This window comes from Variovorax paradoxus (assembly GCF_902712855.1).
Taxonomy (GTDB): Bacteria; Pseudomonadota; Gammaproteobacteria; order Burkholderiales; family Burkholderiaceae_C; genus Variovorax; species Variovorax paradoxus_Q.
In genome coordinates this window covers 1,869,775-1,895,782 of record NZ_LR743507.1, presented here as the reverse complement: position 1 = coordinate 1,895,782, position 26,008 = coordinate 1,869,775, and the positions used below count along the sequence as shown (strand labels likewise).

Genomic DNA, 26,008 nt, shown 5'->3' with positions numbered 1-26,008 from the left:
CCATGCGCAACGGAACTCCTCCCGCCGGCGGCGGCAGCAGCGCGGTGACCTCGGCCATCGACTTCAACGACGTGTCGCTGCGATTCATTTCGCAGGACGGCAACGCCACCGTGGCGCTGCGCAACTTCAGCATGTCGGTGGCGCGCGGCGAGTTCGTCGCCATCGTCGGGCCCACGGGCTGCGGCAAGTCGACCACGCTGAACATGATCACCGGCCTGCTCAAGCCCACCGTGGGCGACGTGCGGGTGATGGGCCAGCCCGTGACGGGCGTGGACCCGCGCATCGGCTTCGTGTTCCAGGCGGATGCGGTGTTTCCGTGGCGCAGCGTGGAAGACAACGTGGCCGCCGGCCCGGTCTTCCGCGGCAAGCCGAAGAAGGAAGCGATGGAGCTTGCGCAGGAATGGATCCACCGCGTGGGCCTGTCCAAGTTCGGCAAGCACTACCCGCATCAGCTCTCGGGCGGCATGCGCAAGCGCGTGGCGCTGGCGCAGACCTTCATCAACAACCCCGAGATCCTGCTGATGGACGAGCCCTTCTCCGCGCTCGACATGCAGACGCGCACGCTCATGCAGGACGAGCTGCTGCAGCTGTGGTCGGGCAACGGCGGCAGCGTGGTGTTCGTCACGCACGACCTGGAAGAGGCCATTGCGCTGGCCGACCGCGTGTTCGTGCTCTCGGCGCGCCCGGCCACGCTCAAGCGCGTGTACGAGATCGACCTGCCGCGCCCGCGCGTGATGTCGCAGGTGCGCTACGACAGGCAGTTCATCGAGCTCTCGAAGCACATCTGGGACGACCTGCGCGAAGAGGTGGTCATCCAATGAACGCCGCTGCAACGACGACCACAGCGACACCCACAGCAACGACGAAGACCATGACGCCCTCCACCACTCCCTCGGCGGCCGTGCTGCCCTCGTCGCTCAGCGACGCCGCGCTGGCGCGCGAATCCGAAGTCGCGCAGGCGGCCATCCGCGGCCGTCGCCGCATGATCATCGCGCTGCGCCTGGTGGTGCTGGTGGTGGCGCTCGGCGGCTGGGAGATCGCGGCGCGGCTGAAGTGGATCGACCCGTTCTTCTATTCGATGCCTTCGATGATCTACGACCAGCTCGTGGAATGGATGCGCGACGGCACCTCGCAAGGCTCGCTGTGGATGCAGGTCGCGGTGACGCTGGAAGAAACCGTCATCGGCTTCCTCATCGGCTCGATCGCCGGCGTGCTGTGCGGCATCGTGCTGGGCCGCAACAAGCTGCTGTCGGACGTGTTCAGCCTCTACATCCAGATCGCCAACTCGATCCCGCGCGTGGTGCTCGGCTCGATCTTCGTGATCGCGCTCGGCCTGGGCATGGCCTCGAAGGTGGCGCTGGCGGTGGTGATGGTGTTCTTCGTGGTCTTCGGCAACGCCTTCCAGGGTGTGCGCGAAGCCGACAAGTACATGATCGCGAACGCACAGATCCTCGGCGCCTCGCCGCGGCAGGTGACGATGTCGGTGGTCATTCCCTCGGCCATGTCGTGGATCCTGGCGAGCCTGCACGTGAGCTTCGGCTTCGCGCTGGTCGGTGCGGTGGTGGGCGAGTTCCTCGGCGCCAAGGAAGGCATCGGCCTGCTGATCTCGACGGCGCAGGGCGCGTTCAACGCGAGCGGCGTGTTCGCGGCGATGATCGTGCTGGCCGTGGTGGCGCTGGCTGCCGATTTCCTGCTCAGTTCGCTCGAGAAGCGCCTGCTCAAGTGGCGGCCTGCTGCGTTCTGACGGCGGCGTTGGCAATGCGATGAAAAACGGCGGGATGTTCCCGCCGTTTCTTTTGGGTTGCCGTTGTTCGGGGTGGGTACCCAGGCCGCCGATTACGCGTCCAAGGTGCGAGGTACCCGTCGATGTGATCGCAATCACGGATGGCTGCGACACACGAACCGGTGCAGGTCAGAACCGATAGGCGCCGCTCAACCCCAAAGTCCAGTTCCGTCCTGCCGCAGGCTCGTAGTAGCGGCCATTGCCTTCATTGACGATCACCGACCCCACGTAGCGCCGGTCGAACAGGTTGTCGATTCGCGCGAAGGCGTTGAACTCCCAGCGCTCCCACTTCTTCACATAGCCGGCATACACCGCAGCGACGGCATAGCCGGCGGCCGCGGCCGTGTTGACGTCGTTGGCCTGGATGCGGCCCAGCGCGCGCATCTCCACCCCCGCACGGAAACCTTCGGGCGGCACCCAGCCCACGGATGCGAACAACGACTGCCGCGCGATGCCGGGAATGCGATTGCCTGCGGCCACTGCGTTGCCTGTGGCGCATGGCGACGGCGAACAGAACGCGTCGCGGTACGTGGCATCGAGCCAGGTGTAGGCCAGCTGGGTGCGCCAATGATCGGCCGTCTCGTGCTGCCAGCCCAGTTCGAAGCCGTTGCGCTTCGTGCGTCCCGCGTTCTGGAACGTGGCCCGGCCGCCGACGTTGGTGGCCGTCACGATCTCGTCGCGCGTGCGGGTCTGGAACAGTGCCGCCGTCAGCAGGCCGCCCGCCAGCCGGGCCTTGGCGCCGACCTCGGCGCTGTCGTTCACCGAGGGCCGAAGCGCAAAGTTCAGGCCGCTCGCGCCGTTCGCACGGTACGAGAGCTCGTTGAGCGTGGGCGTCTCGAAGCCGCGGCCGATGGAACCGTACAGCGACAGGTCGGGCGTGGCCTGGTAGCGCAGCGAGGCCACGGGCAAGGTCCTGCCGTAGCGCGCGCTGCCGCTGTCGTCGCGGTTGGTGCCGACGATGTAGCGGTCCTGCGAGTCGAAGTGCACGCTGCTGCGGCGCACGCCGGCCTCCAGCGTCCAGCGGTCGGCGAAGCGCCACGTGGCTTGCGCGTAGGGGTCGAGGTTCCACACTTCGTTGAGCTCGTTGCGCCGCAGCCGGCCCTGCACGCCGAACACCGGGTTGGAGACGGCACCGACGTAGTTCTCGTAGCCCTTGCGCTTTTCGCGCAGGCTGTCGTAGCCCAGGCCCGCCACCACGTCGAAGGGCCGGTCGGCCAGCGTGAGCGACGCATTCCAGCGGACGTCGATGCCGCCGTACTGCCTCGACAGGTCGATCACGCCGCCCGCGTGCAGCGGGTTCTGCTGCGCCGACGGCGGGATCGACTGGTACTGCGTGGTCTTGCGCTCGCCGCCGTAGACCATCAGGCGCAGCCCCTGCTCCGCGTCGATGCGCCTTTCGTAGAGCAACCCGGCCTGCGTCTGCTCGACGGTCTTGCGCGTGTCGTACTGCGTGGCCAGCGGCGCAAGCCGCGGGGCCAGCGCGAGCTGGTCGGCGGTGAGGCCCAGCGGGTCCTGCGCGTCGATGCGCACGCTGTTCATGACGAGCGTCAACCTGTCGCCGTTGTCCAGCGCGATGCCCAGCTTGCCGTTGGCGATGTCCCGCCGCGCGGCGCTGTGCTCGCGCCAGCCGTCGGTGCGGAAGCGGCTCGCGCCGAGCAGGTAGTCGACGGCGCCCTGCGCCCCGCTCAATTGCAGCGACTGCCGCCAGGTGCCGAAGCTGCCGCCCGCCAGCGAATACGACAGCCGGGGTCGCCCCTCGCCCGAGGCGGTGAAGGCCTGCAGCACGCCGCCCGACGAGTTGCCGTACAGCGCGGAGAACGGTCCGCGCAGGACCTCCACGCGGTCGAGGGAGCCGATGTCGATGTTGGAGGTCTGTCCCTGCCCGTCGGGCAGGGTGGCCGGGATGCCGTCGACATACAGCCGCACGCCGCGCACGCCGAAGGTCGAGCGCGCGCCGAAGCCGCGCACCGAGAGCTGCAGGTCCTGCGCGTAGTTGAGCCGGTTCTGCACCTGCAGGCCCGGCACCGCGCCGAGGCCTTCGGACAGGTTGACCTGCAGCCGGCTGTCGCGCATCTCGTTGCCGTCGACGCGGTCGACCGAGCCCGGCACGTTGAAGGGCGTGACATCGCCGCGCGGCGTCGAGACGGTGACCTCGCGCAGGCGCGGGCTGCCGGCGTCGGGATCGGCCTGGGGCGCCGTCTGGGCTTGCGCGCCCAGCGGCAGGCCCAGCGCCAACAGGCAGGCGGCGGTCACGGGAGCGAGGTTCATCGCGCCGATTCTGCGTCGGTGCGGTGCTGTTCGTGTCGCGATGGCGCGACGCTCAGGGAAAACTAGCGGGCGGGGGCCTTCCGCCAGCCGAACCAGACGCACACGACGACCGGGATACCGAGCGTGATCCACGCCAGGATGTCGCCCAGACCACCGTCGCTGAAGAGCGCCGAGATCAGCCCGAAGGTGGTCAGCAGGCCCAGGACGATCGGCCATCCCCACATGCGCCAGAAGCCCTGGTGTGGATGGTGCTGATCCTTCATGCCTGTACTTTCATGGCCGGTGCCGGCTCGGGTTGCGGGCTGCCGGAAATCTCGGCCGGCTCATGCGCGGCGGGCTTCGGCTTCACCTTGCTGGCCGCGGGCACCGTGTTGCCCCGTTTCAGCCACAGGTACAGGCCGCTGCCCAGCACGATGATGGTCGCGATGTCGAGCAGCGCCCAGATGATCTGCATGGGCATGCCGCCGTAGTCGCCGAAGTGCAGCGGCTGCGACACCAGCAGCGCCGTGAGATACCACGGCAGCTTCGGCGATGCCGTGACCTCCGTCGTCTTGGCGTCGACCAGCACCGGCTGGAAGAGCTTCGAGGTGAACGGCTCGCTGCCGCGCACGAAGAAGGTGGTGTGGTGCGGGCTCGAGAACGAGGTGCCGGGGAACGCGATGAACGACAGCTTCATGCCCGGCGAGTGCTGCAGCGCCGCCTCCATCGAGCGCTGCACCGAGCCGCGCTCGCTGACGGCCACGACCGGCTCGTTCTTGTAGGGCGTGAGGAGCGCGCTGAGCTGGTCGTACTGCCAGTACTTGATGAGCAGGTCGGCCCAGGTGTTGATCATGCCGGTGGCGCCCACCACGAACACCCACACCAGCGTGACGATGCCCAGCAGGTTGTGCAGGTCGAGCCACTTCAGGCGCGGGCGCTTTTCTCGGCGCACCGTGCCGAAGTCGAGCTTGCGCATGAACGGCGAATACAGCACCACGCCCGACACCACGGCCACCAGCAGCAGCAGGCCCATGAAGCCGAGGAACAGCTTGCCCGGCAGGCCTGCGAACAGGTCGACGTGCAGCTTGAACATGACATACATGAAGCCCTCGTCGAACTTGGGCTGCGCCAGGATCTGCCCGGTGCGCGAATCGACCGCGACCGACTTGAAGTCGTCCGTGGGCGCAGGCGTGGGCGTGAGCGTGACGAACCACAGGCCGTCGTCGTCCTCGGGCTGCGAGGCGAACTGCACCACGCGGTCGGGGTGCTGCGCCTTCGCGATGTCGAGCACGCGGTCGAGACTGATGTGCGGCGTGCCCGCCGGCATCTTCGGCGCCTCGACCTCGGTGCCCAGCAGGTGGCCGATCTCGTGGTGGAAGATGAGCGGCAGGCCCGTGATGCACAACAGCAGCATGAATACCGTGCAAACGAGGCTGCTCCACTTGTGCACCCAGGCCCAGGTCTTGATTTTTCGGGTGTTCATGCCATGCGGTTGTTTTGCGGGGAAGAAAAGTCAGAAAGCGGTGGGCGATCACTGATGACGGCACGGCCTTGAATTCCACCGCGCCCCTGGTCATCTCCATGCCGCCCCACGACACAATCAAGAACAATTCTCATTTTAGTGGCGACCGGTCGCCGCCTCCTTCAATCCCCAACGCCTTCGAAGGACGTTGCGTTGTGAAATTGCGTCTTCGTTTCGAGGCGGAACGGCTACCATGCCGCCCGCACGCCCCGTGCGTTGGCGGCCTCATGTTCAAGCTCGTTGCCCTTCTGTTTCCCGTGCTGCGCGGCCCGGCTCTGCGCCTGATGACCCTTGCGGCGGCACTGGCGCTGAGCGCCTGCGCCGGCCTTCCCCCGCGTACGCCCGAAAAGCCGGAACTCGCGATTCCGGCCTCCGCATCCACCGAACTCGGCCGCGCTGCCCTGAGCCTCAATTCCCCGCCCGACGGGCTGTCGAGCATGCGGCCGCTGATCGAAGCCTCCTACGCGCTGGACGCCCGGCTGGAACTGATGCGCCGCGCCAGGTCGTCGCTCGACATCCAGACCTACCAGCTCGGCAACGACAAGACCGGCCGCCTGCTGCTGCGCGAGATGCGCAATGCCGCGCGGCGCGGCGTGCGCGTCCGGCTGCTGCTCGACGACTTCTACACCGCGGGCATGGACAACCTGCTGCTCGGCCTGGCCTCGGAGCCGAACGCCGAGGTGCGGCTGTTCAACCCCTTCGTGAACCTGCGCGACCATTCGTCGGGACGCTGGCTCGAGTTCTTCTCCGACTTCCGGCGGCTCAACCACCGCATGCACAACAAGCTGTTCGTGGCCGACGGCGCGATGATGATCGCGGGTGGCCGCAACCTGGCCGACGAGTACTTCCTGCGCGCCGAGAACGCGAACTTCATCGACTTCGAACTGTTGCTGGCCGGCCCCGTGGTGCCCGAGGCCGCCGACATCTTCGACACCTACTGGAACAGCGACGTGGTCTGGCCCCTGCAGCGGGTGGCCGGCACCAGCCGCACGGCCGCCGAGCTGCAGGCCTCTTTCGAGGAGGCCACGTCCCCTGCGCAAGCGCCTCCGCCCGGCCCGCTGCCCATCACCGACGTGCTGGGCGACCTACCCCTGGGCGCCCAGCTGGCCGGCATCGACGAGCTCAAATGGATGCGCGCCGAGGCGAACGCCACCGCGGACAGTCCGAACAAGGCGTTGGGCGTCATGTCGCGTCCGACCCAGACGCTGGCGCATCGCTTCCACGAGATGCTGGGCACCGCGCGCTCGAACGTGGTGGTGATCTCGCCCTACTTCATTCCGGGCGACGAGGGCATGGAGCGCATCCGCATGGGGCGCGAGCAAGGCGTGAACATCACCGTGATCACCAACTCGCTGGCCGACAGCGACGAGCCGCTGGTCAACATCAACTACAACCGCTACCGCGTGGACATGCTCAAGCTGGGCGTCAACCTGTACGAGGTGAGCACGCAGCAGCTGCGGCGCAGCGGCCAGTTCCGCGACCTGCTCAAGAAGGCACGAGGCCGGTTGCACGCCAAGCTGGCGCTGGTCGACCGGCAGTGGGTGCTGCTCGGCTCCATGAACCTCGACCCGCGCTCGGCCCTGCTGAACACCGAGTTCGGCGTTCGCGTGCGCAGCTTCGACCTGACGCAGGCGCTGCTCTTCGCCTACCAGCTCGACGACATCGAGGGCGTGTACCGCGTCACCCTGAAGCCCGACGGCAAGAACGTGGAATGGATCGGCACGGGCGACGTCGACAACGAGGTGCTCGACAGCGAACCCGACTCGAGCATGCTGACGCGCCTGCAGCTGCTGCTGTTCTCCTGGTTCGTGCCGACCGACCAGCTGTAGCCTTGCGTCGTCAGCTCGACACGGACGCTTCCCATAGCAGCTTGGCGCCCAAGACGAGCGTGAAGGCCTGAAACGCCGTCTTCATGCGCTTCGGGTCGGCCGCCCGAGCCACCCAGGCGCCCAGCAGGCCGCCCACCGCGCAGCCGATGAACAGAGGAATGCCCAGGCGGAAGTCGACCGCGCCGCTGGAGATGAAGGTGAGCACCGACGCTCCGACCGTCAGCAGGTTGATGCGCGTCATCGCACCCGCGCTTTCGCGGAACGCCATCCCGCGGCAGCGCATCAGCGCCAGGATCAGGAAAGTGCCGAAGCCGGCGCCGAAGAAGCCCGAGTACACGCACAGCCCGAAGATCACCGCCACCCCGACCCACGCAGGCGGCAGCCCTGACTGCGCACTGCGCTGGTGCCGAGAGAAGTCGGTGCGGTGAGTGATCCAGAGGATCGCGACCATCAGCAGCGCCACCGCGATCTTGAGCACGCGGTCGGCGACGCCGACCACCAGCAGCGACCCCAGCACCGAGCCCGCCACGGCCAGCGGCCAGGTGATCCACGGCAACTGCCCCGCGGGCTCGGTGCTGCTGCCCCTGTTCGCCAGCGACCCGGTCAGGAACGAACCGAGCAGCGCGAACTTGACCGTGGCGATGCTCTGCGCGCCGGCGTGCCCCATGAGCAGCAACAGCGGAACGCCGGCCGTGGCCCCGCCGCCGATGGTCACGGCCGCCACGCCCATGAACAGGCCGAGGGCCGGAAGGATGAGCGTGCTCAGCATGACCGGCGCCCGATGACGGTCCCGCCGGCCAGCCGGCCGCCCATGCAGCGCAGCAGCGTGGCGCTTCGCACGGCGACCGCGTGTCGGGCCTGCAGGAAATATTTGTTCTGCGGGGTCTCGTCGACGTCGGGGTCGAGCTCCTCGGTGCGCGGCAGGCAATGCATGACGATGAGCCCGGCCGACCCGCGCGAAAGGAGCTCGCGGTGCAGCCGGCTTTTCTCCAATTGGCGCGCATGCGCCGCCGGGTCGGCGAATCTCTCGGGTTGCACGCGCACCACGTAGACCATGTCGACCTGGCCGATCATTTTCTTCATCGACGAATATTCAATCGGCGCCACGCCGTGCAAATCGCCCATCTCCGGCGGGAATTCCTGGCCTTCGTCGGCGTCGTGCGACGCATCGACCACGTGCAGCCTGACGCCTTCGAACTTGCGCAACCCGGCAATCAGCGATCTGGCGGCGCGCGAATGGCGAATACCGCCGGCAATGCCGATCTGGAGCCCGTCGACGGAGCCGAAATGGTCGCGCAGCGTATAGAGGTCGATCAGGGTCTGCGTCGGATGGTGCGTGCGGCCTTCGCCGGCGCTGATCAGCGGCACGCGGATCGTCTCCTTGATCCGGCGCATGACATCGTCGCTCGCATGCCGCGCCACCACGGCATCGCAGTAGAAGCCGGCCATGCGCGTGGTGTCGAGCAGGCTCTCGCCGAGGTGCAGCCGCGTGCTGCGCATGTCGGCAACGCTCAGCACCCGTGCGCCCAGCCGGTGCGCAGCGGCCTCGAAGCTCCAACGCGTGCGCGTGCTGGACTCGAAGAACAGCGTGCACACGACCTTGCCGCCCAGTGCCCTGCGGAAGTCGTCGGGCGAGCGCTGTATGTGGTCGGCGCTGGAGAAAATGTCCTCGATCTCGCGCCTCGAAAGATCCTCGATGGAAATCAGATCCGGCATGTCATGCTCCCTTTTGCTTGAATTCATTTGAAAAATTGCCACAGGGAATCAGACATGCCAGTTGTCAATATAAATTGACGTTTGCTCGCAATTCATTTGAATTGCATTTGCCCGCCTTTCCTCCCTGCCTCATTTTTGTATTCCTCCGTGCATAAAAGAAGCCGCACCCCGTTATGCATTCCATAAAAAACAATTTGGCTTCAACCATTAATTTCGAACAATTGCGCACTTTTGCACTTGTGCTCGAATCGGGTGGCTTTTCCGCCGCGGCCGAGCGGCTCGGATTGACGCAACCGGCGGTGAGCGTGCAGGTGAAGCAGCTCGAGCGACGTCTCGGCGTGCGCCTCATCGAGCGCGTAGGTCGGCGGATCGGCCCGACGCCGGCGGGCGCGGACCTGATGGCGGAACTGCCCCAGGTCGAGGCGGCACTCGCCAACGCGATCAACGCCGCCACCTTCCACTCGGCCGGCGTGGCGGGCCGCGTGCGGCTGGGCACCGGAGGCACCGGCTGCCTCTACCTGCTGCCGCCGGTGCTGCGCGACCTGCGCGCACGCCATCCGCTGCTGAACATCATCGTGAGCACGGACAACACCGGACGCCTGATCCGGCGCGTGGAAGACAACACGCTCGACGCCGCACTGGTGACCTTGCCGGTGGCGTCGCGTGCATTGGCGGTGACGCCGATCCTGCGCGACGACTTCGTCGCCCTCTGCCAGCGCGGCAGCAGGCGATGGCCGGCCGAGGTCACGGCGCACGAACTGGGCGCGCTGCCGCTCGTCAAGTTCGCTGCCGGGGCCAGCGCGCGGGACATTGCCGACGACTGGATGCGGCGCTGCGGGCGAGCCTCGCCGCCGGTGATGGAGTTCGACAGCGTCGAAGCCATCAAGGCGATGGTGGCGGCCGGGCTGGGCGTGGCGATCCTGCCGAAGATGGCGGTCACGGGGCGCGGCCACAGCGCCGAGCTCGACCTGCGCCCGCTCGAGCCGCCGCTGCACCGCACGCTCGCGCTGGTCACGCGCAACGACAAGCCGGTGAGCAAAGGCCTGCGGCAGGTGATCGATGCGGTCGTCGCGGCCGGCAAGGAAACGGAAGCGGCCGCCGCGGCCGGCGACGCGCCTAGCGGGCGTCCAGCAGCCTGAGCGTTTCGGCCAGCACGCGGGTGCCGGCGGCCACCTGCTCCTTGCTCGCCCATTCTTCCGGGCAGTGGCTTCGCCCGTCGAGGCACGGGATGAAGATCATCCCCATCGGCCCCGAAGCTGCGACGTGCATCGCATCGTGCCCCGCGCCGCTGGGCAGCGACCTGTGCGCCAGCGCCAGGCAGTCCGCGGCCTGCGCGACGGCCTGCATCACCTCGCCCGAGCACTTGACGGGCGGTGTCTGCGTCAGCGGCGCCATGCTGCAGCTCACCCGCAGCCGCACGAAGTCGTCGGCGCACAGGGCGAGCAGGCGCTCCGGGAAATCGTCGAGCACCGCCTGCGCATTGCTGCGCACCTCGAGCACCATGTCGACCCGGCCGGGCACGGCGTTGGGCACGTTGGGGCTCATCGCGATGCGGCCGATGGTGGCCACCACGTAGTGCGGCCGGCCGTCCATCGCGCCGGCTTCGCGGTGTGCCGCGTCGATCAGCCGGGCGGCGCCCACGAGCGCGTCGCGGCGGATGTCCATGGGCGTGGTGCCGGCATGGTCGGGCTGGCCCGTCACGGTGAGCGCCACGCGGCGGATGCCGACGATGTCGGTGACCACGCCGATCGGCAGCCCCTCCCGCTCCAGCACCGGGCCCTGCTCGATGTGCAGCTCCACGAAGCCGGCAATGCCGCCGGGTCCGCGCACCGCGTCGGCGAGCGCTTCGGGACGCGCACCGATGCGCCGCATCGCCTGCGCCAGGCTTTCGCCGCGCTCGTTGCACGAGGCCAGCATCGCGTCGTTGAGGGTGCCGGCAAAGCCACGGCTGCCCACGCAGGAGATGCCGTAGTCGCTGGGCTCCTCGGAGAGGAAGTCGATCACTTCGAGCGGATGGCGCAGCACCACGCCGCTTTCGTGCAGCGACTGCGCCACCTCGAGCCCCGCGAGCACGCCCAGGATGCCGTCGAAGCGCCCGCCGCCCACCACGGTGTCGCAGTGGGAGCCGGTGACCAGCGGCGCCAGCCCGGGCCCGGTGCCTTCGCGGCGGCCGGTGAGGTTGCCGGCCGCGTCGGTGCGAACGGCCAGGCCGGCCTGCTCGAACTCGCCGCGCAGCCAGAGCCGGGCCCGGTCGAAGTCGTCGGAGAAGGCTCGGCGCGTCCAGGGGACGTCGGTGCGGGTGAAGGAAGAGAGGGTTTCGAGGCGTTGCCAGAGGCGGTCCGCCTGGATGGAAATGGGAGTGCGCATCCCCCGTATCTTGGTGCGTGTCGCGCCGCCGATGAAGCGGGAACGCGTGATGCGAGCCATAAAAGGTTCTTGGGGATGCGCGCCGTTGCGGCGCCGGTGCCCGGCGCCTGCGCTCAGTCCTTCGCGAACGCCAGCAGGTCGGCGTTCACCTCGTCCTTGCGCGTGGTGCACATGCCGTGGGGCGCGCCCTTGTAGACCTTGAGCGTGGCGTCCTTCACGAGTTCGGCCGACAGCCAGGCCGAATCGGCGATCGGCACGATCTGGTCGTCGTCGCCGTGCAGGATCAGCGTGGGCACGTCGAACTTCTTCAGGTCTTCGGTGAGGTCGGTTTCCGAGAACGCCTTCACGCAGAAGTACGACGCCGGCATGCCCGCCGCCATGCCCTGCAGCCAGAACGATTCGCGCACGCCTTCCGAGATCTTCGCGTCCGGCCGGTTGTAGCCGTAGAACGGCATGCTCAGGTCCTTCCAGAACTGCGAGCGGTCGGCCAGCACGCCGGCGCGGATCCGGTCAAAGGTTTCCAGCGGCAGGCCGCCCGGGTTGGCGGGCGTCTTCAGCATGAGCGGCGGCACCGCGCCGATCAGCACCGCCTTTGCCACGCGCGAGCTGCCGTGGCGCCCGATGTAGCGCGCCACCTCGCCGCCGCCGGTCGAATGGCCGACGTGGATGGCGTCCTTCAGGTCGAGCTGCTTCACCAGTTCGGCAAGGTCGTCGGCGTAGGTGTCCATGTCGTTGCCCTGCCAGGGCTGGCTCGAACGGCCATGGCCGCGACGGTCGTGCGCGATGCAGCGGAAACCGCTCGAGGCCAGGAAGAACATCTGGTCCTCGAACGCGTCGGACGACAGCGGCCAGCCGTGGCTGAAGACGATCGGCTGGCCCGTGCCCCAGTCCTTGTAGTAGATCCGGGTGCCGTCTGCCGTGGTGATGCTGCTCATGAAGACTCCTTGGTGGTTGGAGCCCCTACTGTCCGATTCGCGCATTGCGCGCGGATTGCAGTTCACCGCACCCTGTTTCAGCTGCAACCGAGCGTGCGCGCCAGGCTCTCGGCCAACTCCTGCAGGCCGAGCGGCTTGCGCAGCAGCGCCACCACGCCGGCATCGCGCGCACGCTGCTCGAGCGCCGCGCCGACGTTGCCGCTCACCAGGATCACCGGCAGCCCGGGCCGCACCGCCAGCAGCTTCAGCGCCAGCTCGCTGCCCGCGAGGCCCGGCAGCATCTCGTCGGTCAGAACCGCGTCGAAGCGCTGCGGGTCGGCCATGAAGGCTTCGAGTGCGCGCTCGCTCGAGTCGAAACCCACCGGTTCGTAGCCGAGCTCGGCCAGCAGCTCCTCGGCCAGTTCGACCAGCGGCCGCTCGTCGTCGACCACCATCACCACCTGCCCGTTGCCGCGCGGCCAGGCGGGATCGGCACGCAGCGGCGGCGCCTCCGACTCGCCCGACACCGGCAGCCACACCGTCACGCGCGTGCCGTGCCCGGCCTCGGTCGCGATGTCGATGGCGCCGCACAGGTCGGTCACGATGCCGTGCACCATCGACAGCCCCAGCCCTGTGCCCTCGCCCAGCTTCTTGGTGGTGAAGAAGGGATCGAAGGCGCGCTGCAGCACCTCGGGCGACATGCCCGCGCCGGTGTCGGCCACCACCAGCCGCACGTAGTGCCCCGGGGCCAGCTCTCCGTGCAGGAGCGGCCTGGGCGCGTCCAGGGTCTCGCGCTCGAGCACGACCTCGATGGCGCCGGCGTCGCCGAGCGCCTGGGCCGCGTTGGTGCACAGGTTCATCACCACCTGGTGCAGCTGGGTGCCGTCGCCCAGCACGGCCGCGGTGCCGGCGTCGAGCCGCGCATCGATGCGGATGCCGTCCTGCAGCGTGGGGCGCAGCATGGCGAGGGCTTCCTCCACCACCGCCTGGATGTGCACCGGCACGCGCTCGGCGACGCCGCTGCGGCTGAAGTCGAGGATGCGGCGCACCAGCACCCGCGCCCGCGCGCCGGCCTGCATCACGCGATCGATGTAGCGGCGCATGTCGGAGCCGGCCGCGGCGTGCTGCTGCGCCATTTCGCCGAAACCGAGGATCGCGCCCAGGATGTTGTTGAAGTCGTGCGCGATGCCGCCGGCCAGCGTGCCCAGCGACTCCAGCCGCTGCGCCTTTTGCAGCCGCGCCTCGAGCGCCGCCTTCTCGGCCTCGCCGGCCTCCAGCCGCCGCAGCTGGCGCAGCAGCCCCGCGATGGTCAGCACCACCAGCGCCGCGAGCAGCAGCGTGCGCACGACGGCGCTGCGCATCTCGTCGTACCAGGGTCGCAGCGCATGGTCTTCGTCGCGCGTGATGGTCAGCGTCAGCGGCCGTTTGCCCACGCCGACCGCGGCCACCAATTTGGCGCGGCCGTCCACCGGGCTCACCGAGCGGTCGATCAGCGGCGCGCCCTTGAAGGCCGTGAGCTCCGGGAAGCGCTCGCCCGTGGCCATACCGGGCTCCTCCGGCTGCCGCACGACCAGGGTGCCGTCGTCGAGCGTCAGCAGCAGCGCGCTGCCTTCGCCGAGTTCGATGGCCGAATACGCCGCCTGCAGTTCCTGCAGCGTGACGATGGCGGTGACCACGCCGTCGAACGTGCCGTCGCGCCGGGCCAGGCGGCGCGACACCACCAGCGCGGGCTGCCGGTTGGTACGGGTGACCACGGGTTCGTTGATGTAGAGGCCGCCCGCCGAGCCCTCGCGCTGGCTCTGGAAATATGGCCGGTCGGAAACGTCGGCCAGCGGCGCGCCGGTGATGCTGGAGCGGTGGCGCTGCCGGCCCTGGCTGTCGACCAGCGTCAGCACGCTGACCTGCGAGATGCCGACGACGCGCGCCGCCAGCGCGGCCGCGACGTCGTCCGGCGGCAGCCCGTGGCCGGTGGTTTCCCACCACTCGGCCGTGTCGCGCAGCAGCAGGTCGACCGCCTGCAGGTTGCGCGCACCCTGTTCGGCCAGGGCCTTGGCGAGGTTGCCGAGTTCGCGCTCGGTGGCGAACGTGATCTGCTGGTGCAGCCGCCAGCCGTCGTACACCGCCGAGCCGGCGAACGCGACCACCAGGACGATGCCCGCAGCGACGATGCGCTGCCGCAGCCGCTCGCTCGACGTCATGCGGCGAGTGCCGCCGCCACGGCGCCGAGCAGTTCGTCGCGGGTGCACGGCTTGGGGAGCAGCTGGTTCACGCCCAGCGTGCGGGCCACGTCGGAGTCGCGGCCCAGGCTGCGCGCGAGCTGGGTCGAGATGCCGATCACCGACGCCTGCGGGAACGCGGCATGCACCGCCTGCAGCGCGCGCGCGGTCTCGCCGCTGCGCGAGCGCGGGTGCGGCAGGTCGAGGATGACCACGTCGGCTGCGGCGCCATGCGTGTGGTGGAGGTTGTGGCGGGATGCGGCGTCGTGCCGCGGCAGCGAGCGGACGTCGTGCCCCTCGCCGGCCAGCCATTCGGAGATCAGCACGCGCATCGCGCTATCTTCCTCGATAACCATGATCTTCGACATGAAATCAGCCCCTGTCAGTCCCTGTTGCGTGCAGGTGCTGTGGTGCACCCATGGCGCCATTGGGACCGGTGCGGGTGCCGGGGCAATGTCAGATCGGCCGCCGACGATTTCATTTGTAATCCGGCCGTAGGCTCTCGTAGGATCGATTGGATTACGCTTCGAGCGCCATGAACACCGCCGCCCCCCACCTCCTCGTCGTCGACGACGATCCGGCACTGCGCGAGCTGATGTCGACCTACCTGCTGGAAAACGAATTCCAGGTCACCGCGGTGGCCACCGGCGCCGAGATGACGGCGGTGCTCCAGGAAACGGTGATCGACCTCGTGCTGCTCGACCTGCGGCTGGGCGGCGAGGACGGCATGCAGCTGGCACGCGGCCTGCGCGACACCAGCGAGCTGCCGGTCATCATCGTCACCGGCAAGCAGGACGAGGCCGACCGCGTGATGGGCCTGGAGATCGCCGCCGACGACTACGTCACCAAGCCCTTCAGCAACCGCGAGATGCTGGCGCGCATCCGCGCCGTGCTGCGCCGCTACCAGGCGCGTGCCGACGCCGCGCCGCTGGGCCGCAGCACCAAGCGCCGCGCCTATCGCTTCGCCGGCTGGGAACTGAACCTGCTGGCGCGCCGCCTCACCTCGCCCGAAGGCCAGCGCGTGGAACTCAGCAACGGCGAGTTCAACCTGCTGCTGGCGCTGTGCGAACAGCCGCAGCGCGTGCTGTCCCGCGACCAGCTGCTCGAGCTGTCGCGCCTGCACGGCGCGGAGGTGTACGACCGCTCCATCGACGTGCAGATCCTGCGGCTGCGCCGCAAGATCGAGATCGATGCGTCGGCGCCGAAGATGATCCGCACCGAACGCGGCGCGGGCTACGTCTTCGAGCCCCAGGTGCAAGTGCTGCACTGAGGCAGCGCCTCCGGCGCCCGCCGGCGCCATTCCCCGCGCGAAAGGCACCTTCCTCAGGTGCCCTCCGGTGCGCTCAGGCGCCGCGGCCGCTCTCGAACAGGAACCACGCGCGGCGCTCCGACTCGTCGATCCACACCTCCAGCAGGCTGGCCGTGGCCACGTCGCCGTAGCCGTCGCACATCCCGTGCGTGGCGCGCATGAAGTCGACGATGCGCAGGTTGTCCTCGCGCAGCTCGGCCAGCATGTCCTGCGGCGTGACGAAGGGCGCGTCGTTGTCCAGCAGGCGCTGGTGGCGCGCGATGTCTCCGATGGAGCGCAGCGTGGTGCCGCCGAGCTTGCGCGCGCGTTCGGCCAGCGGGTCGGTCATCGCGAAGATCTGGTCCGACTGCTCGTCGAGCATCAGGTGGTAGTCGCGAAAGTGCGGGCCCGACATGTGCCAGTGAAAGTTCTTCGTCTTCAGGTACAGCGCGAAGCTGTCCGCCAGCAGGGCCGCGAGGCCGCCGCCGATGTCGCGGCGGGCCTCGGTGCCGAGCGCGGTCGGCGAGTGCAGCGGTGCCTGACGGCGGGCGAGCGTGGATTCGAGTGTCATGGTCATGGAAGCGCCTCTTCGAGGTTGTGTCGGTGCATCGGATGGATGGAATGAACCGCCGGCCGATGCACAGCCCGTGGTCCACGAACGCACTTTGCGGCGGCCCGGTTGCCGGGTCGTTTCCATCGCCGGCGGCGGCGTTTCAGATGCAATCCCGGAGACGGAAAGCTCGGCTTCGGCACGCCGGCACTTCGCTACAGATGAAACACGGCGCCCGGCGGCTGAAACCGCGCTGCAAGCGGCGGCCAGCACGATGGGCCTCATTGCCCGGTCGCACCACGCGACCCATCCACCCGCCGAGGAGCCGCCGCATGCAAGCCGTCCAGACCCGCACCCCGCCCGCCGCCGCCGTGGCACGGCCGCCCGTCCACCTTGCGGTCACGCCGGGCGACCTGCGCTTCCTCGACCTGCTGGCCGCCTATCGCACGTCGGGCGGCCTGGCCACGGGCCATGAGATCTCGGCGCGCCGGCCGCTCGACGGGCTGTCGGCCGTCGCCCGCGCCGTCGCTGCCCGCGAAGTGATCGTCGTGGACTGGGGCGGCCAGCGCTGGCTGCCCTTTTTCCAGTTCGAACGCGGCGACGTGACGGTGCGCCAGCCGGTGCGCGCGCTGCTCGGCGAACTTTCCGGCGTGCTCGACGACTGGGACATCGCGCAATGGTTCGTGCAGCCCGACGCATGGCTGGACGGCGCGCAGCCGCTGCACCTGCTCGCCACCGATTTCCCGCGCGTGCACGACGCGGCGCGGGCGCTGCGCTTCGTGTGCCGCAACTGAAGAAGAACCGCCCACCCGCGAAGGACACCGCATGACCCTCCCCGACGATTCAGGCATCCGCCCCTACACCCACCCCGCCGGCGGCTGGGACGCGCTGGGCGCGGTCGCCAGGGCGATCCACGGGCAGATGAACGCCGTCTCGGGCACGCGCATCATGCTGCGCAACAACCAGCCCGACGGCTTCGACTGCCCCGGCTGCGCCTGGCCCGACCCCAAGCACACCTCGGCCTTCGAGTTCTGCGAGAACGGCGCCAAGGCCGTCACGTGGGAGGCCACGCGCAAGCGCGCCACGCCCGAGGTGTTCCAGCGCCACACCGTGAGCGAACTGCTGTCCTGGAACGACCACGACATCGAGGACCTCGGCCGCCTCACGCACCCCATGGCCTACGACGCGTCCACCGACCGCTACGTGCAGATCGGCTGGGACGAGGCCTTCGCGCGCATCGCATCGGTGCTGCAGGCGCTGCCCTCGCCCGACATGGCGGAGTTCTACACCTCGGGCCGCGCATCGAACGAGGCCGCGTTCCTCTACCAGCTGTTCGTGCGCGCCTACGGCACCAACAACTTTCCCGACTGTTCCAACATGTGCCACGAGGCCACCAGCGTGGGCCTGCCTCAGTCGATCGGCATCGGCAAGGGCACGGTGTCGCTCGAAGACTTCGACCACGCCGACCTCATCATCTCCATGGGCCACAACCCCGGCACCAACCACCCGCGCATGATGACCACGCTGCATGCGGCGTCGCGCCGCGGTGCCCCGATCGTGGTGTTCAACCCGCTGCGCGAACGCGCACTGGAGCGCTTCGCCGCGCCGCAGGACCCGATCGAAATGGCCACCTTCACCTCGACCGACATCGCCAGCGACTACCTGCAGGTGAAGGTCGGCGGCGACGCCGCGGCGCTGAAGGGCGTCATGAAGGGCGTGCTGGCCATCGATGCCGAAGACCTCGCCGCGGGCGGACCGGGCGTGCTCGACCGCGCGTTCATCGCACAGCACACGCAGGGCTTCGAAGCGCTGGCCGACGACCTGCACGCCACGGCATGGGCCGACGTGGAGCGCGCCTCGGGCCTGAGCCGGGAATCGCTCGAGCACGTGGCACGGCTCTATTGCAGGGCGAAGTCGACCATCGTCGCCTTCGGCATGGGCATCACGCAGCACCGGCTGGGCACGGACAACGTCCAGCAGATCTCCAACCTGCTGATGCTCAAGGGCAACTACGGGCGCCCCGGCGCGGGCATCTGCCCGGTGCGCGGGCACTCCAACGTGCAGGGCAACCGCACCGTGGGCATCGACGAGAAGGCGCCGCTGGCGCTGCGCCAGGGCATCGAGCGCGTCTACGGCTTCACGCCGCCCGCGCAGCGCGGGCACGACGCGGGCGAAGCCATCGAGGCCATCGAGGCGGGGCGCTCGAAGTTCCTCATGTGCCTGGGCGGCAACCTGGCCGTCGCCATGGCGGACCCGCAGCGCACCTTCGCGGCGGTGCGCAGACTGGAAATGGCGGTGCACATCGCGACCAAGCCCAACCGCTCGCACCTGCTGGTGGGCCGCCAGAGCATCGTGCTGCCCTGCCTGGGGCGCACCGAACTCGACCTGCAGGCCGGCGGCGTGCAGTCGATCACCGTGGAGGACTCGATGTCGATGGTGCACGCCTCCACCGGGCGGCTGCCGCCGCCGTCGGACCAACTGCGCTCGGAGCCGGCGATCGTCGCGGGCATCGCCAAGGCGGTGCTCCAGGGGCGGCACGGCATCGACTGGGACGCCATGGTGGCCGACTACGGGCGCATCCGCGACGGCATCGAAGGCGTGCTGGCAGGCTTCGACGGCTACAACGCGCGCATCCGGCAGCCCGGCGGCTTCAGGCTGCCGATCGGACCGGCCGAGCGCGTGTGGCACACCCCCTCGGGCAAGGCGCAGTTCCTCGTGATGCCGGGCTTGAAGGAAGACCCGCGCACCTCAGGCGCGCAGGTGCTCACGCTGGCCACCCTGCGCAGCCACGACCAGTACAACACCACCATCTACGGCTTCGACGACCGCTACCGCGGCATCTTCGGGCGGCGCGACGTGGTGTTTCTCAACGCCGACGACCTCGCCGCGCAGGGCCTCGCCGCGGGCGACCGGGTCGACCTCGAGGCAGTGCCGTTCAAAGGCGAGGCGCCGGCACCCGAAGGTGCGGTGCTGCGCAACCTCACCGCCGTGGCCTACGACATCCCGCGCGGATCGGCCGGCGCCTACTACCCGGAGGCCAATGTGCTCGTCGGGCTGGCGCATCGCGATGCGCAGAGCGGCACGCCGTCGTACAAGTCGGTGCCGGTGCGGGTTCGGCGCGCGGCCGGAGCCGGGCCTGGTCAGTAGAACCTGGGAATCGGCCCGACCTGCGGCGTGGTGTCGCCGCCCAGGTCGAGCGCGACGCGGTCCACGAAGCACCAGCCCCAGCCTTCCGGCGGGTCGTAGCCTTCGATGACCGGATGGTTCGTGGCCTGGAAGTGCGCCCGCGCATGGCGATGGGGCGAGTCGTCGCAGCAGCCGACATGGCCGCAGCTGCGGCAGATCCGCAGATGGACCCAGTCGCTGCCGATCTTCAGGCATTCCTCGCAGCCCCTGGCGCTGGGCACCACGTGCCGGATGCTGTCGGTGTGCGTGCATTGCTTGTGCTTGGTCACGTGGCTACTCCTGTGGATACGTTGGGCAGATGTCGACGGGCCGCGGCCGCACGGCCGGCCCGTCGGCCTCATGCGATTCTCGGGGTGGAGGTTTCGGGCTGATGTCGCGCGGCGGGCGTTTTCTTGCAAATCCAAGGTTCGCCGGAACCGCTGCGAGCGCCCGGCCGCAAGTCCCCGGACTTGAAACGCCATCGATTGCCCTTATGATTAGCACTCGCTGACGTTGAGTGCTAACAGGCCCTCGCGTCCAGTCGATGGGCGTCCGACCCCGGTCCGGCGCCCGACCACAAACCCGTTTCTTATCCATATCCAGGAGATGCAATGAAACTTCGTCCTTTGGCCGATCGCGTGATCGTCAAGCGTGTTGACAGCGAAACCAAGACCGCCTCCGGCATCGTCATCCCCGACGCAGCCGCTGAAAAGCCCGATCAGGGCGAAGTCCTGGCCGTGGGCCCGGGCAAGCGCAACGACAAGGGCGAACTGGCCGCACTGACCGTCAAGGTCGGCGACCGCGTCCTGTTCGGCAAGTACAGCGGCCAGACCGTCAAGGTCGGCGGCGACGAACTGCTGGTCATGAAGGAAGACGACCTGTTCGCGGTCGTCGAGAAGTAATCCACCCATCCCCTATTCGGAGTAAATCAACATGGCAGCAAAAGACGTCGTCTTCGGCGGAGAAGCCCGCGCACGCATGGTCGAGGGTGTGAACATCCTGGCCAATGCAGTCAAAGTGACCCTGGGCCCCAAGGGCCGCAACGTGGTGCTCGAACGCTCGTTCGGCGCCCCCACCGTGACCAAGGACGGTGTGTCGGTCGCCAAGGAAATCGAACTCAAGGACAAGCTCCAGAACATGGGCGCCCAGCTCGTGAAGGAAGTGGCTTCCAAGACTTCGGACAACGCCGGTGACGGCACCACCACCGCGACCGTGCTGGCACAAGCCATCGTTCGCGAAGGCTTCAAGTACGTGGCCGCCGGCATCAACCCGATGGACCTGAAGCGCGGCATCGACAAGGCCGTGACGGCCCTGGTCGAAGAGCTGAAGAAGGCCTCGAAGCCCACGACCACGTCGAAGGAAATCGCACAAGTCGGCTCGATCTCGGCCAACAGCGACGAAACCATCGGCAAGCTCATCGCTGACGCGATGGACAAGGTCGGCAAGGAAGGCGTGATCACCGTCGAAGACGGCAAGTCGCTCGAAAGCGAACTGGACGTCGTCGAAGGCATGCAATTCGACCGCGGCTACCTGTCGCCCTACTTCATCAACAACCCCGAGAAGCAATCGGCGCTGCTCGACAACCCCTTCGTGCTGCTGTTCGACAAGAAGATCAGCAACATCCGCGACCTGCTCCCCACGCTGGAACAAGTCGCCAAGGCTGGCCGTCCCCTGCTGATCATTGCCGAAGAAGTCGAGGGCGAAGCCCTGGCGACGCTGGTCGTGAACACGATCCGCGGCATCCTGAAGGTCGTGGCCGTCAAGGCGCCTGGCTTCGGCGACCGCCGCAAGGCCATGCTGGAAGACATCGCCATCCTGACGGGCGGCAAGGTCATCGCTGAAGAAGTGGGCCTGACCCTCGAAAAAGTGACGCTGGCCGACCTGGGCCAAGCCAAGCGCATCGAAGTGGGCAAGGAAAACACGATCATCATCGACGGCGCCGGCGCTGCTGCCGACATCGAAGCCCGCGTGAAGCAAGTGCGCGTGCAGATCGAAGAAGCCACGAGCGACTACGACCGTGAAAAGCTGCAAGAGCGCGTGGCCAAGCTGGCCGGCGGCGTTGCAGTGATCAAGGTCGGCGCTGCCACCGAAGTCGAAATGAAGGAAAAGAAGGCTCGCGTCGAAGACGCCCTGCACGCTACCCGCGCTGCAGTGGAAGAAGGCGTGGTTGCCGGTGGTGGCGTGGCTCTGCTGCGTGCCAAGCAAGCCGTCGGCGACCGCGTCAAGGGCGACAACGCCGACCAGGACGCCGGCATCAAGCTGGTGCTGAAGGCCATCGAAGCCCCCCTGCGCGAAATCGTGAACAACGCCGGCGGCGAAGCCTCGGTGGTGGTCAACGCCGTGCTGGCCGGCAAGGGCAACTACGGCTTCAACGCTGCCAACGACACGTACGGCGACATGCTCGAGCTGGGCATCCTGGACCCGACGAAGGTCACCCGCACCGCACTGCAGAACGCCGCTTCGGTGTCCTCGCTGCTGCTGACGACCGAAGCCATGGTGGCTGACGCTCCGAAGGACGACGCTCCTGCCGGCGGCGGCATGCCCGACATGGGCGGCATGGGTGGCATGGGCGGCATGGGCATGTAATTGCTCGCCCCCAGGCTGCGCGGCACTTCGTGTCCGCTACGCCTACCCCCTACCGGGGGCGACACCTGCGGACCGGCAGAGCCGGATCCGCGGTGTCTCGCGAAATGAAAAAGCCCCGCTTCGGCGGGGCTTTTTTCATGGCGCTCGCAACAGCGCTGCCTACTGGAACTGCGCTCGCACTGCTTGATACAGCGCCTGGAAACGTGCGTGCCTCGTCCTGTGGCCATCGGCTCCATCGGTCGAAGGCACCAATTGCTGCTTCACCAGCGGCAGCGTGCAGACCTCCGCCACCGCGCCACCGTCCGCCAGCCACGCGAGCCGCGCAGCCCCCAAGGCCCCGCCCGTCTCGCTGCCCGCATAGAGCGTCAGCGCCACGCCGAAGATGTCGGCCAGCAACTGCCCCCACCACACGCTGCGTGCGCCACCGCCGACGAGTGCCATCTCGCGTAGCGGCATGTCTTGCGGCAGACGCAAGGTGTCGAAACCGTCGCGCAGGCCGAAGCTCACGCCCTCGACCACGGCGTAGGCCATCTCCGCCGGGCCATGCGCATGCGTCAGCCCGAACAGCACGCCCTGCGCGTTCGCGTTGTTGTGCGGCGAGCGCTCTCCCGACAGGTACGGCAGGAACAGCGGGCAGTGCGCGCGCTGCGCGATCGGCACCGAGGCGGCCGCCTCGAGCAGCGCGGCCTCGTCGGCGAACCTGAAGGTCTTCGCGGCCCAGCTCACCGCGCTCGCGGCGGAGAGCATCACCGACATCTGGTGCCAGCGCTTCGGCAGCGCATGGCAGAAGGCATGCATCGCCTGCGCGGGATTCGGCAGGAACCGGTCGGTCGATACGAACACCACGCCCGAGGTGCCCAGCGAAACGAAACCCTGCCCCGGCTCGACCAGCCCCATGCCGACCGCGCTTGCGGCGTTGTCGCCCGCGCCTCCGGCAATCAGCACGTCGTGGCCCAGGCCCCAGCGCGCGGCCAGTTCGGGCTTCAACTTCGCGGAAACCTCGCTGCCCTCCACCAGCCGCGGCATGTGCGCGCGCGTGAGGCCGGTGGCCGCGAGCAGTTCGTCGGACCAGTCGCGCGCGCCCACGTCGAGCCACAGCGTGCCCGCCGCGTCGGACATCTCGCTGACCGCCTCGCCGCTGAGCATGAAGCGCAGCCAGTCCTTCGGCAGGAGCACGATTGCGACGCGCCCAAAGACTTCCGGCTCGTGCTCGCGCACCCACAGCAGCTTGGGCGCAGTGAAGCCGGGCATCGCGAGGTTGCCCGCGATCTCGCCGAGGCGCGGCACGGCGCGCGCGAGGGCCTCGCACTGCGAGCCGCTGCGGCCATCGTTCCACAGGATGGCCGGACGCAGCACCTCGCCCGCCGCATCGAGCAGCGTGGCACCGTGCATCTGGCCCGACAGGCCGATGGCACGCACTGCCGCAAGCTCTTCGGGATGCGACTTGCCGAGCGCGTGCATCACCTCTTCGAGCGCCTGCCACCATTGCATGGGCGCCTGCTCCGACCACAGCGGCCGCGGCCGCTCGACCGTGAGCGGCGCGCGTGCCACGCCCACGATGCGATGGTCGTCGGCGAGCAACAGCGCCTTGAGTTCGGAAGTGCCGAGGTCGAGTCCCAGATACAAGATGAACTCCTACTTTTCAGGTTTGCCGTGCTTTCGCGCGGCGAATGCACGAAGAACTAGCTGCCCGTTCAAGAAACACCGAGGAACCGGCTTTGCCGGGCCTCCGGTGTTGCCCCCGGTAGGGGGTAGGAGAAGCGACACGCAGTGCGCGAAGCCTGGGGGCGAGCCAAGAAACACCGGGCCTCCGGTGTTGCCCCCGGTAGGGGGTAGGAGAAGCGGACACGAAGTGCCGCGCATCCTGGGGGCGAGCCTCATATCCCGAATCGCGTGTCGGCCTGCTTTCGGAATTCGCTCGGCGTCATGCCCTTGATCTCGAGGAAGCGCCGGTTGAAGTTGGCGACGTTGTTGAAGCCCACCTGGTAGCAGATGTCCGTCACGTAGTGATCGGTCTGCATCAGCAGGTGGCAGGCGCTGTTGATGCGCACGCGGTTCACGAAGTCGGTGAAGCTGTTGCCGGTGGAGCGCCGGAAGAAGCGGCTGAAGCGGCTCTCGCTCATGCCCAGCTCGGCCGCCACATCCGACATGGAGATCGGGTCGGCCATGTTGTTGGTGATGCGGTTGACGATGCCGTTGATCTGGTCGACCTGCGCATCGCCGTCCGCGCCTTGCGCACCCTGCATCTGCACGCTCGACAGCAGCCGGTAGTCGGTGCATTCGGCCAGGTCGGCGAGGAACTCGCAGAACAGCCCCAGGCGCCGCACACCGCGCGCGGCCTTGATGTGGTCCCAGTGCGCCTGCGCCTTCTGCGACATGCCGAAGAACTCGATGCCGTGGCGCGCGCGCTCGAGCAGTTGCATCACCTCGCGCAGCTCGGGAATCTCGGCGGCCGCGCGTTCGATGGGTTCGTGGCGGAACTGGATCACGCGGTCGCGCCCCGCGGCGCCGCCTTCGGGCACGTCGAGCGAGATCCAGTTGTGCGGCAGCCGCGGACCGCACAGCACCAGGTGGCCGGGCTGGAATGGCCCGATCCAGTCGCCGATGAAGGCCTTGCCCGAGGTCTCGGTGATCAGGTGCAGCTCGTAGTCTTCATGGAAATGCCAGCGCACCAGCGGGCTCGGGAAGCCGTGCGCCAGGCAGCGCACCAGGCCGGTTTCCTCGGGTGCCTCGTAGCCCAGCGAGGGCGAGCGCGCGAAGTCGCGCTCCAGCTCGGGTTGGCGCTGGCGCGGGACCGGGCGCTTGCGTGTGGACGTCGTCATGGCAGCAACAGTTCAGGCCGGACGGTCAGGACCGCGCGGCCACAGCGGTATTCTGTGCCTCCGCGAGCGCGGCGTGAACCGCAGCCAGCGTCGGTGGATCGGCACCCTCCCGGGTGCAGTTGAGCGCAGCGGCGGTGGCGGCGAACGCCATCACCTCGCGCCAGGTCTCGTCGCTCAGGCCGGCAAGCTGCGCCGGTTGCTCCACACCATGCGCGAGCAGCGAGACCGACAGCCCGGCCGTGAAGGTGTCTCCGGCACCGATGGTGTCGACCACCTGCACGCGCGGCGCAGCCACGGCCAGCGGCGGCTGGCCTCCGCGCCAGAGCGTCGCGCCTTCACCGCCGCGCGTGACGATCACCGCGCGCGCGCCGGCTTCCAGGATCCGGGCCGCCAGCGCATCGACCGGCTGGCCGGGCGCGAGCAGTTCGGCGTCCTCGTCGCTGAGCTTGACCAGGTCGGCCATGGCAAACCAGCCTGCAACGCGTGCCCGGTAGGCAGGCAGGTCGGCAATGAGGCTGGGACGCACATTCGGGTCGAACGCGATCACGCGCTGCCCGCGGTTCGCGGCGACCAGGTCGGCGATGCGCGTGGCGGCCGGGTCCTGCAGCAGCGAGATGGAGCCGAAATGCAGGAAGCGGCATTCCGCCGGCAGCTGCGGCAGCGGCTCGGGCGCCCAGGTGGCGTCGGCGCTGCCGCGCGTGTAGAAGGCGTAGCGGTTGGTCTGCGGCGTGCGTTCGACAAAAGCCAGCGTCGACGGTGCGCTGCTGCGCAGGATGAAGCTGGTGTCCACGCCGTTGCGCTGCAGGAAGCCCATCAGCCGTTCGCCGAACAGGTCGGTCGACAGCTGCGTGAGAAAACCCGTGGGCTGCCCGAGCCGGGCGCAGGCCACGGCGGTATTGAGCGGTGAGCCGCCCTCGTGGCCGAGGAAAGCGAGCGTGCCCGCCTCGCTGGCGGTGAAATCGATCAGGGCTTCGCCCGTGAGTGCTATGCGCATGGTGTCTGG

23 protein-coding genes are annotated in these 26,008 nt (G+C 68.5%); 9 read left to right on the top strand and 14 right to left on the bottom strand.

Annotated features, from left to right (window positions below; genetic code table 11):
* The first annotated feature begins 2 nt into the window (after window positions 1–2).
* Window positions 3–821 (top strand): ABC transporter ATP-binding protein, encoded by an 819-nt coding sequence (locus AACL56_RS08425; protein ID WP_339089371.1) that lies wholly within the window; start codon window positions 3–5, stop codon window positions 819–821.
* A 50-nt stretch (window positions 822–871) separates the two neighbouring features.
* On the top strand, window positions 872–1,744 hold the full coding sequence (locus AACL56_RS08420; protein ID WP_339089370.1) for an ABC transporter permease: 873 nt from the start codon (window positions 872–874) through the stop codon (window positions 1,742–1,744).
* 168 nt (window positions 1,745–1,912) lie between these two features.
* On the opposite strand, the gene AACL56_RS08415 is transcribed toward AACL56_RS08420, so the two are convergent.
* The 3 genes from AACL56_RS08415 to AACL56_RS08405 form a co-directional block, all read right to left on the bottom strand.
* On the bottom strand, window positions 1,913–4,051 hold the full coding sequence (locus AACL56_RS08415) for a TonB-dependent receptor (RefSeq protein ID WP_339089369.1): 2,139 nt from the start codon (window positions 4,049–4,051) through the stop codon (window positions 1,913–1,915).
* 62 nt (window positions 4,052–4,113) lie between these two features.
* Window positions 4,114–4,314: a hypothetical protein gene (locus AACL56_RS08410; RefSeq protein ID WP_339089368.1), complete on the bottom strand. Its 201-nt coding sequence runs from the start codon at window positions 4,312–4,314 to the stop codon at window positions 4,114–4,116.
* Complete coding sequence (locus AACL56_RS08405; protein ID WP_339089367.1) at window positions 4,311–5,513, bottom strand: PepSY-associated TM helix domain-containing protein; 1,203 nt, start codon at window positions 5,511–5,513, stop codon at window positions 4,311–4,313. The genes AACL56_RS08410 and AACL56_RS08405 overlap by 4 nt, the downstream gene beginning before the upstream one ends.
* 266 nt (window positions 5,514–5,779) lie before the next feature.
* Here AACL56_RS08405 and AACL56_RS08400 point away from each other — a divergent pair, with 266 nt between their 5' ends.
* Entirely contained in the window at window positions 5,780–7,381 is a 1,602-nt protein-coding gene (locus tag AACL56_RS08400) for a phospholipase D family protein (protein ID WP_339089366.1), read from the top strand.
* Window positions 7,382–7,391: 10 nt separating this feature from the next.
* Here AACL56_RS08400 and AACL56_RS08395 read toward each other — a convergent pair whose 3' ends face one another.
* Both AACL56_RS08395 and pyrB read right to left on the bottom strand, forming a co-directional pair.
* Entirely contained in the window at window positions 7,392–8,150 is a 759-nt protein-coding gene (locus tag AACL56_RS08395; RefSeq protein ID WP_339089365.1) for a sulfite exporter TauE/SafE family protein, read from the bottom strand.
* Window positions 8,144–9,097: an aspartate carbamoyltransferase gene (gene pyrB / locus AACL56_RS08390; protein WP_339089364.1), complete on the bottom strand. Its 954-nt coding sequence runs from the start codon at window positions 9,095–9,097 to the stop codon at window positions 8,144–8,146. The genes AACL56_RS08395 and pyrB overlap by 7 nt, the downstream gene beginning before the upstream one ends.
* Window positions 9,098–9,270: 173 nt before the next feature.
* Between pyrB and AACL56_RS08385 the strand changes: the two genes are divergently transcribed.
* Entirely contained in the window at window positions 9,271–10,236 is a 966-nt protein-coding gene (locus AACL56_RS08385) for a LysR family transcriptional regulator (RefSeq protein ID WP_339089363.1), read from the top strand.
* Here AACL56_RS08385 and AACL56_RS08380 read toward each other — a convergent pair.
* The 4 genes from AACL56_RS08380 to AACL56_RS08365 all read right to left on the bottom strand — a co-directional run bounded on the left by AACL56_RS08380 (window position 10,214) and on the right by AACL56_RS08365 (window position 14,962).
* Window positions 10,214–11,464: a Zn-dependent hydrolase gene (locus AACL56_RS08380; protein ID WP_339089362.1), complete on the bottom strand. Its 1,251-nt coding sequence runs from the start codon at window positions 11,462–11,464 to the stop codon at window positions 10,214–10,216. The genes AACL56_RS08385 and AACL56_RS08380 overlap by 23 nt on opposite strands.
* Before the next feature lie 113 nt (window positions 11,465–11,577).
* Window positions 11,578–12,399, bottom strand: a complete 822-nt coding sequence (locus AACL56_RS08375; RefSeq protein WP_339089361.1) for an alpha/beta fold hydrolase — start codon at window positions 12,397–12,399, stop codon at window positions 11,578–11,580.
* A gap of 77 nt (window positions 12,400–12,476) precedes the next feature.
* A complete protein-coding gene (locus AACL56_RS08370) occupies window positions 12,477–14,576 on the bottom strand; it encodes an ATP-binding protein (protein WP_339089360.1) in 2,100 nt (699 codons plus the stop codon).
* Window positions 14,573–14,962 (bottom strand): response regulator, encoded by a 390-nt coding sequence (locus AACL56_RS08365; RefSeq protein ID WP_339089359.1) that lies wholly within the window; start codon window positions 14,960–14,962, stop codon window positions 14,573–14,575. Before AACL56_RS08365 ends, AACL56_RS08370 begins: the two co-directional genes overlap by 4 nt.
* Window positions 14,963–15,129: 167 nt before the next feature.
* Here AACL56_RS08365 and AACL56_RS08360 point away from each other — a divergent pair, with 167 nt between their 5' ends.
* Window positions 15,130–15,864: a response regulator gene (locus AACL56_RS08360; protein ID WP_339089358.1), complete on the top strand. Its 735-nt coding sequence runs from the start codon at window positions 15,130–15,132 to the stop codon at window positions 15,862–15,864.
* A 73-nt stretch (window positions 15,865–15,937) separates the two neighbouring features.
* Here the strand turns inward: AACL56_RS08360 and AACL56_RS08355 are convergent, their stop codons facing one another.
* Entirely contained in the window at window positions 15,938–16,459 is a 522-nt protein-coding gene (locus AACL56_RS08355) for a Dps family protein (protein ID WP_425336997.1), read from the bottom strand.
* 305 nt (window positions 16,460–16,764) lie between these two features.
* Between AACL56_RS08355 and AACL56_RS08350 the strand changes: the two genes are divergently transcribed.
* Both AACL56_RS08350 and AACL56_RS08345 read left to right on the top strand, forming a co-directional pair.
* Window positions 16,765–17,226 carry a hypothetical protein gene (locus AACL56_RS08350; protein WP_339089357.1) on the top strand — a complete coding sequence of 154 codons (462 nt, stop codon included), beginning with the start codon at window positions 16,765–16,767 and terminating at the stop codon, window positions 17,224–17,226.
* 31 nt (window positions 17,227–17,257) lie between these two features.
* Window positions 17,258–19,579, top strand: a complete 2,322-nt coding sequence (locus AACL56_RS08345; protein ID WP_339089356.1) for an FdhF/YdeP family oxidoreductase — start codon at window positions 17,258–17,260, stop codon at window positions 19,577–19,579.
* On the opposite strand, the gene AACL56_RS08340 is transcribed toward AACL56_RS08345, so the two are convergent.
* Window positions 19,573–19,887 carry a UBP-type zinc finger domain-containing protein gene (locus AACL56_RS08340; protein WP_339089355.1) on the bottom strand — a complete coding sequence of 105 codons (315 nt, stop codon included), beginning with the start codon at window positions 19,885–19,887 and terminating at the stop codon, window positions 19,573–19,575. The two genes, AACL56_RS08345 and AACL56_RS08340, sit on opposite strands and share 7 nt — an antisense overlap.
* A 321-nt stretch (window positions 19,888–20,208) precedes the next feature.
* Between AACL56_RS08340 and AACL56_RS08335 the strand changes: the two genes are divergently transcribed.
* Both AACL56_RS08335 and groL read left to right on the top strand, forming a co-directional pair.
* Window positions 20,209–20,499: a co-chaperone GroES gene (locus tag AACL56_RS08335; RefSeq protein ID WP_007835162.1), complete on the top strand. Its 291-nt coding sequence runs from the start codon at window positions 20,209–20,211 to the stop codon at window positions 20,497–20,499.
* Window positions 20,500–20,530: 31 nt separating this feature from the next.
* The gene (gene groL / locus AACL56_RS08330) at window positions 20,531–22,183 is read left to right on the top strand and encodes a chaperonin GroEL (protein WP_081268077.1); all 1,653 of its coding nucleotides are present in this window, start codon (window positions 20,531–20,533) and stop codon (window positions 22,181–22,183) included.
* Window positions 22,184–22,342: 159 nt separating this feature from the next.
* Here the strand turns inward: groL and xylB are convergent, their stop codons facing one another.
* From xylB to AACL56_RS08315, 3 genes are all read right to left on the bottom strand, one after another.
* A complete protein-coding gene (gene xylB, locus AACL56_RS08325) occupies window positions 22,343–23,809 on the bottom strand; it encodes a xylulokinase (protein ID WP_339089354.1) in 1,467 nt (488 codons plus the stop codon).
* A 251-nt stretch (window positions 23,810–24,060) separates the two neighbouring features.
* The gene (locus tag AACL56_RS08320) at window positions 24,061–25,005 is read right to left on the bottom strand and encodes an AraC family transcriptional regulator (RefSeq protein ID WP_339089353.1); all 945 of its coding nucleotides are present in this window, start codon (window positions 25,003–25,005) and stop codon (window positions 24,061–24,063) included.
* A gap of 25 nt (window positions 25,006–25,030) precedes the next feature.
* Window positions 25,031–25,999: a carbohydrate kinase family protein gene (locus AACL56_RS08315; protein WP_339089352.1), complete on the bottom strand. Its 969-nt coding sequence runs from the start codon at window positions 25,997–25,999 to the stop codon at window positions 25,031–25,033.
* Window positions 26,000–26,008 lie beyond the last annotated feature (9 nt).

Excerpts from the sequence above, each read along its gene's own strand:
- AACL56_RS08370 (WP_339089360.1), bottom strand. The coding sequence starts at position 14,576 with ATGACGTCGAGCGAGCGGCTGCGGCAGCGCATCGTCGCTGCGGGCATC.
- AACL56_RS08420 (WP_339089370.1), top strand. The coding sequence starts at position 872 with ATGACGCCCTCCACCACTCCCTCGGCGGCCGTGCTGCCCTCGTCGCTC.
- AACL56_RS08360 (WP_339089358.1), top strand. The coding sequence starts at position 15,130 with ATGAACACCGCCGCCCCCCACCTCCTCGTCGTCGACGACGATCCGGCA.
- AACL56_RS08385 (WP_339089363.1), top strand. The coding sequence starts at position 9,271 with ATGCATTCCATAAAAAACAATTTGGCTTCAACCATTAATTTCGAACAA.
- AACL56_RS08350 (WP_339089357.1), top strand. The coding sequence starts at position 16,765 with ATGCAAGCCGTCCAGACCCGCACCCCGCCCGCCGCCGCCGTGGCACGG.
- AACL56_RS08400 (WP_339089366.1), top strand. The coding sequence starts at position 5,780 with ATGTTCAAGCTCGTTGCCCTTCTGTTTCCCGTGCTGCGCGGCCCGGCT.
- groL (WP_081268077.1), top strand. The coding sequence starts at position 20,531 with ATGGCAGCAAAAGACGTCGTCTTCGGCGGAGAAGCCCGCGCACGCATG.
- AACL56_RS08320 (WP_339089353.1), bottom strand. The coding sequence starts at position 25,005 with ATGACGACGTCCACACGCAAGCGCCCGGTCCCGCGCCAGCGCCAACCC.
- AACL56_RS08415 (WP_339089369.1), bottom strand. The coding sequence starts at position 4,051 with ATGAACCTCGCTCCCGTGACCGCCGCCTGCCTGTTGGCGCTGGGCCTG.
- AACL56_RS08375 (WP_339089361.1), bottom strand. The coding sequence starts at position 12,399 with ATGAGCAGCATCACCACGGCAGACGGCACCCGGATCTACTACAAGGAC.
- AACL56_RS08405 (WP_339089367.1), bottom strand. The coding sequence starts at position 5,513 with ATGAACACCCGAAAAATCAAGACCTGGGCCTGGGTGCACAAGTGGAGC.
- AACL56_RS08425 (WP_339089371.1), top strand. The coding sequence starts at position 3 with ATGCGCAACGGAACTCCTCCCGCCGGCGGCGGCAGCAGCGCGGTGACC.
- AACL56_RS08365 (WP_339089359.1), bottom strand. The coding sequence starts at position 14,962 with ATGTCGAAGATCATGGTTATCGAGGAAGATAGCGCGATGCGCGTGCTG.
- AACL56_RS08395 (WP_339089365.1), bottom strand. The coding sequence starts at position 8,150 with ATGCTGAGCACGCTCATCCTTCCGGCCCTCGGCCTGTTCATGGGCGTG.
- AACL56_RS08380 (WP_339089362.1), bottom strand. The coding sequence starts at position 11,464 with ATGCGCACTCCCATTTCCATCCAGGCGGACCGCCTCTGGCAACGCCTC.
- pyrB (WP_339089364.1), bottom strand. The coding sequence starts at position 9,097 with ATGCCGGATCTGATTTCCATCGAGGATCTTTCGAGGCGCGAGATCGAG.
- AACL56_RS08345 (WP_339089356.1), top strand. The coding sequence starts at position 17,258 with ATGACCCTCCCCGACGATTCAGGCATCCGCCCCTACACCCACCCCGCC.
- AACL56_RS08355 (WP_425336997.1), bottom strand. The coding sequence starts at position 16,459 with ATGACCATGACACTCGAATCCACGCTCGCCCGCCGTCAGGCACCGCTG.
- AACL56_RS08315 (WP_339089352.1), bottom strand. The coding sequence starts at position 25,999 with ATGCGCATAGCACTCACGGGCGAAGCCCTGATCGATTTCACCGCCAGC.
- AACL56_RS08410 (WP_339089368.1), bottom strand. The coding sequence starts at position 4,314 with ATGAAGGATCAGCACCATCCACACCAGGGCTTCTGGCGCATGTGGGGA.
- AACL56_RS08335 (WP_007835162.1), top strand. The coding sequence starts at position 20,209 with ATGAAACTTCGTCCTTTGGCCGATCGCGTGATCGTCAAGCGTGTTGAC.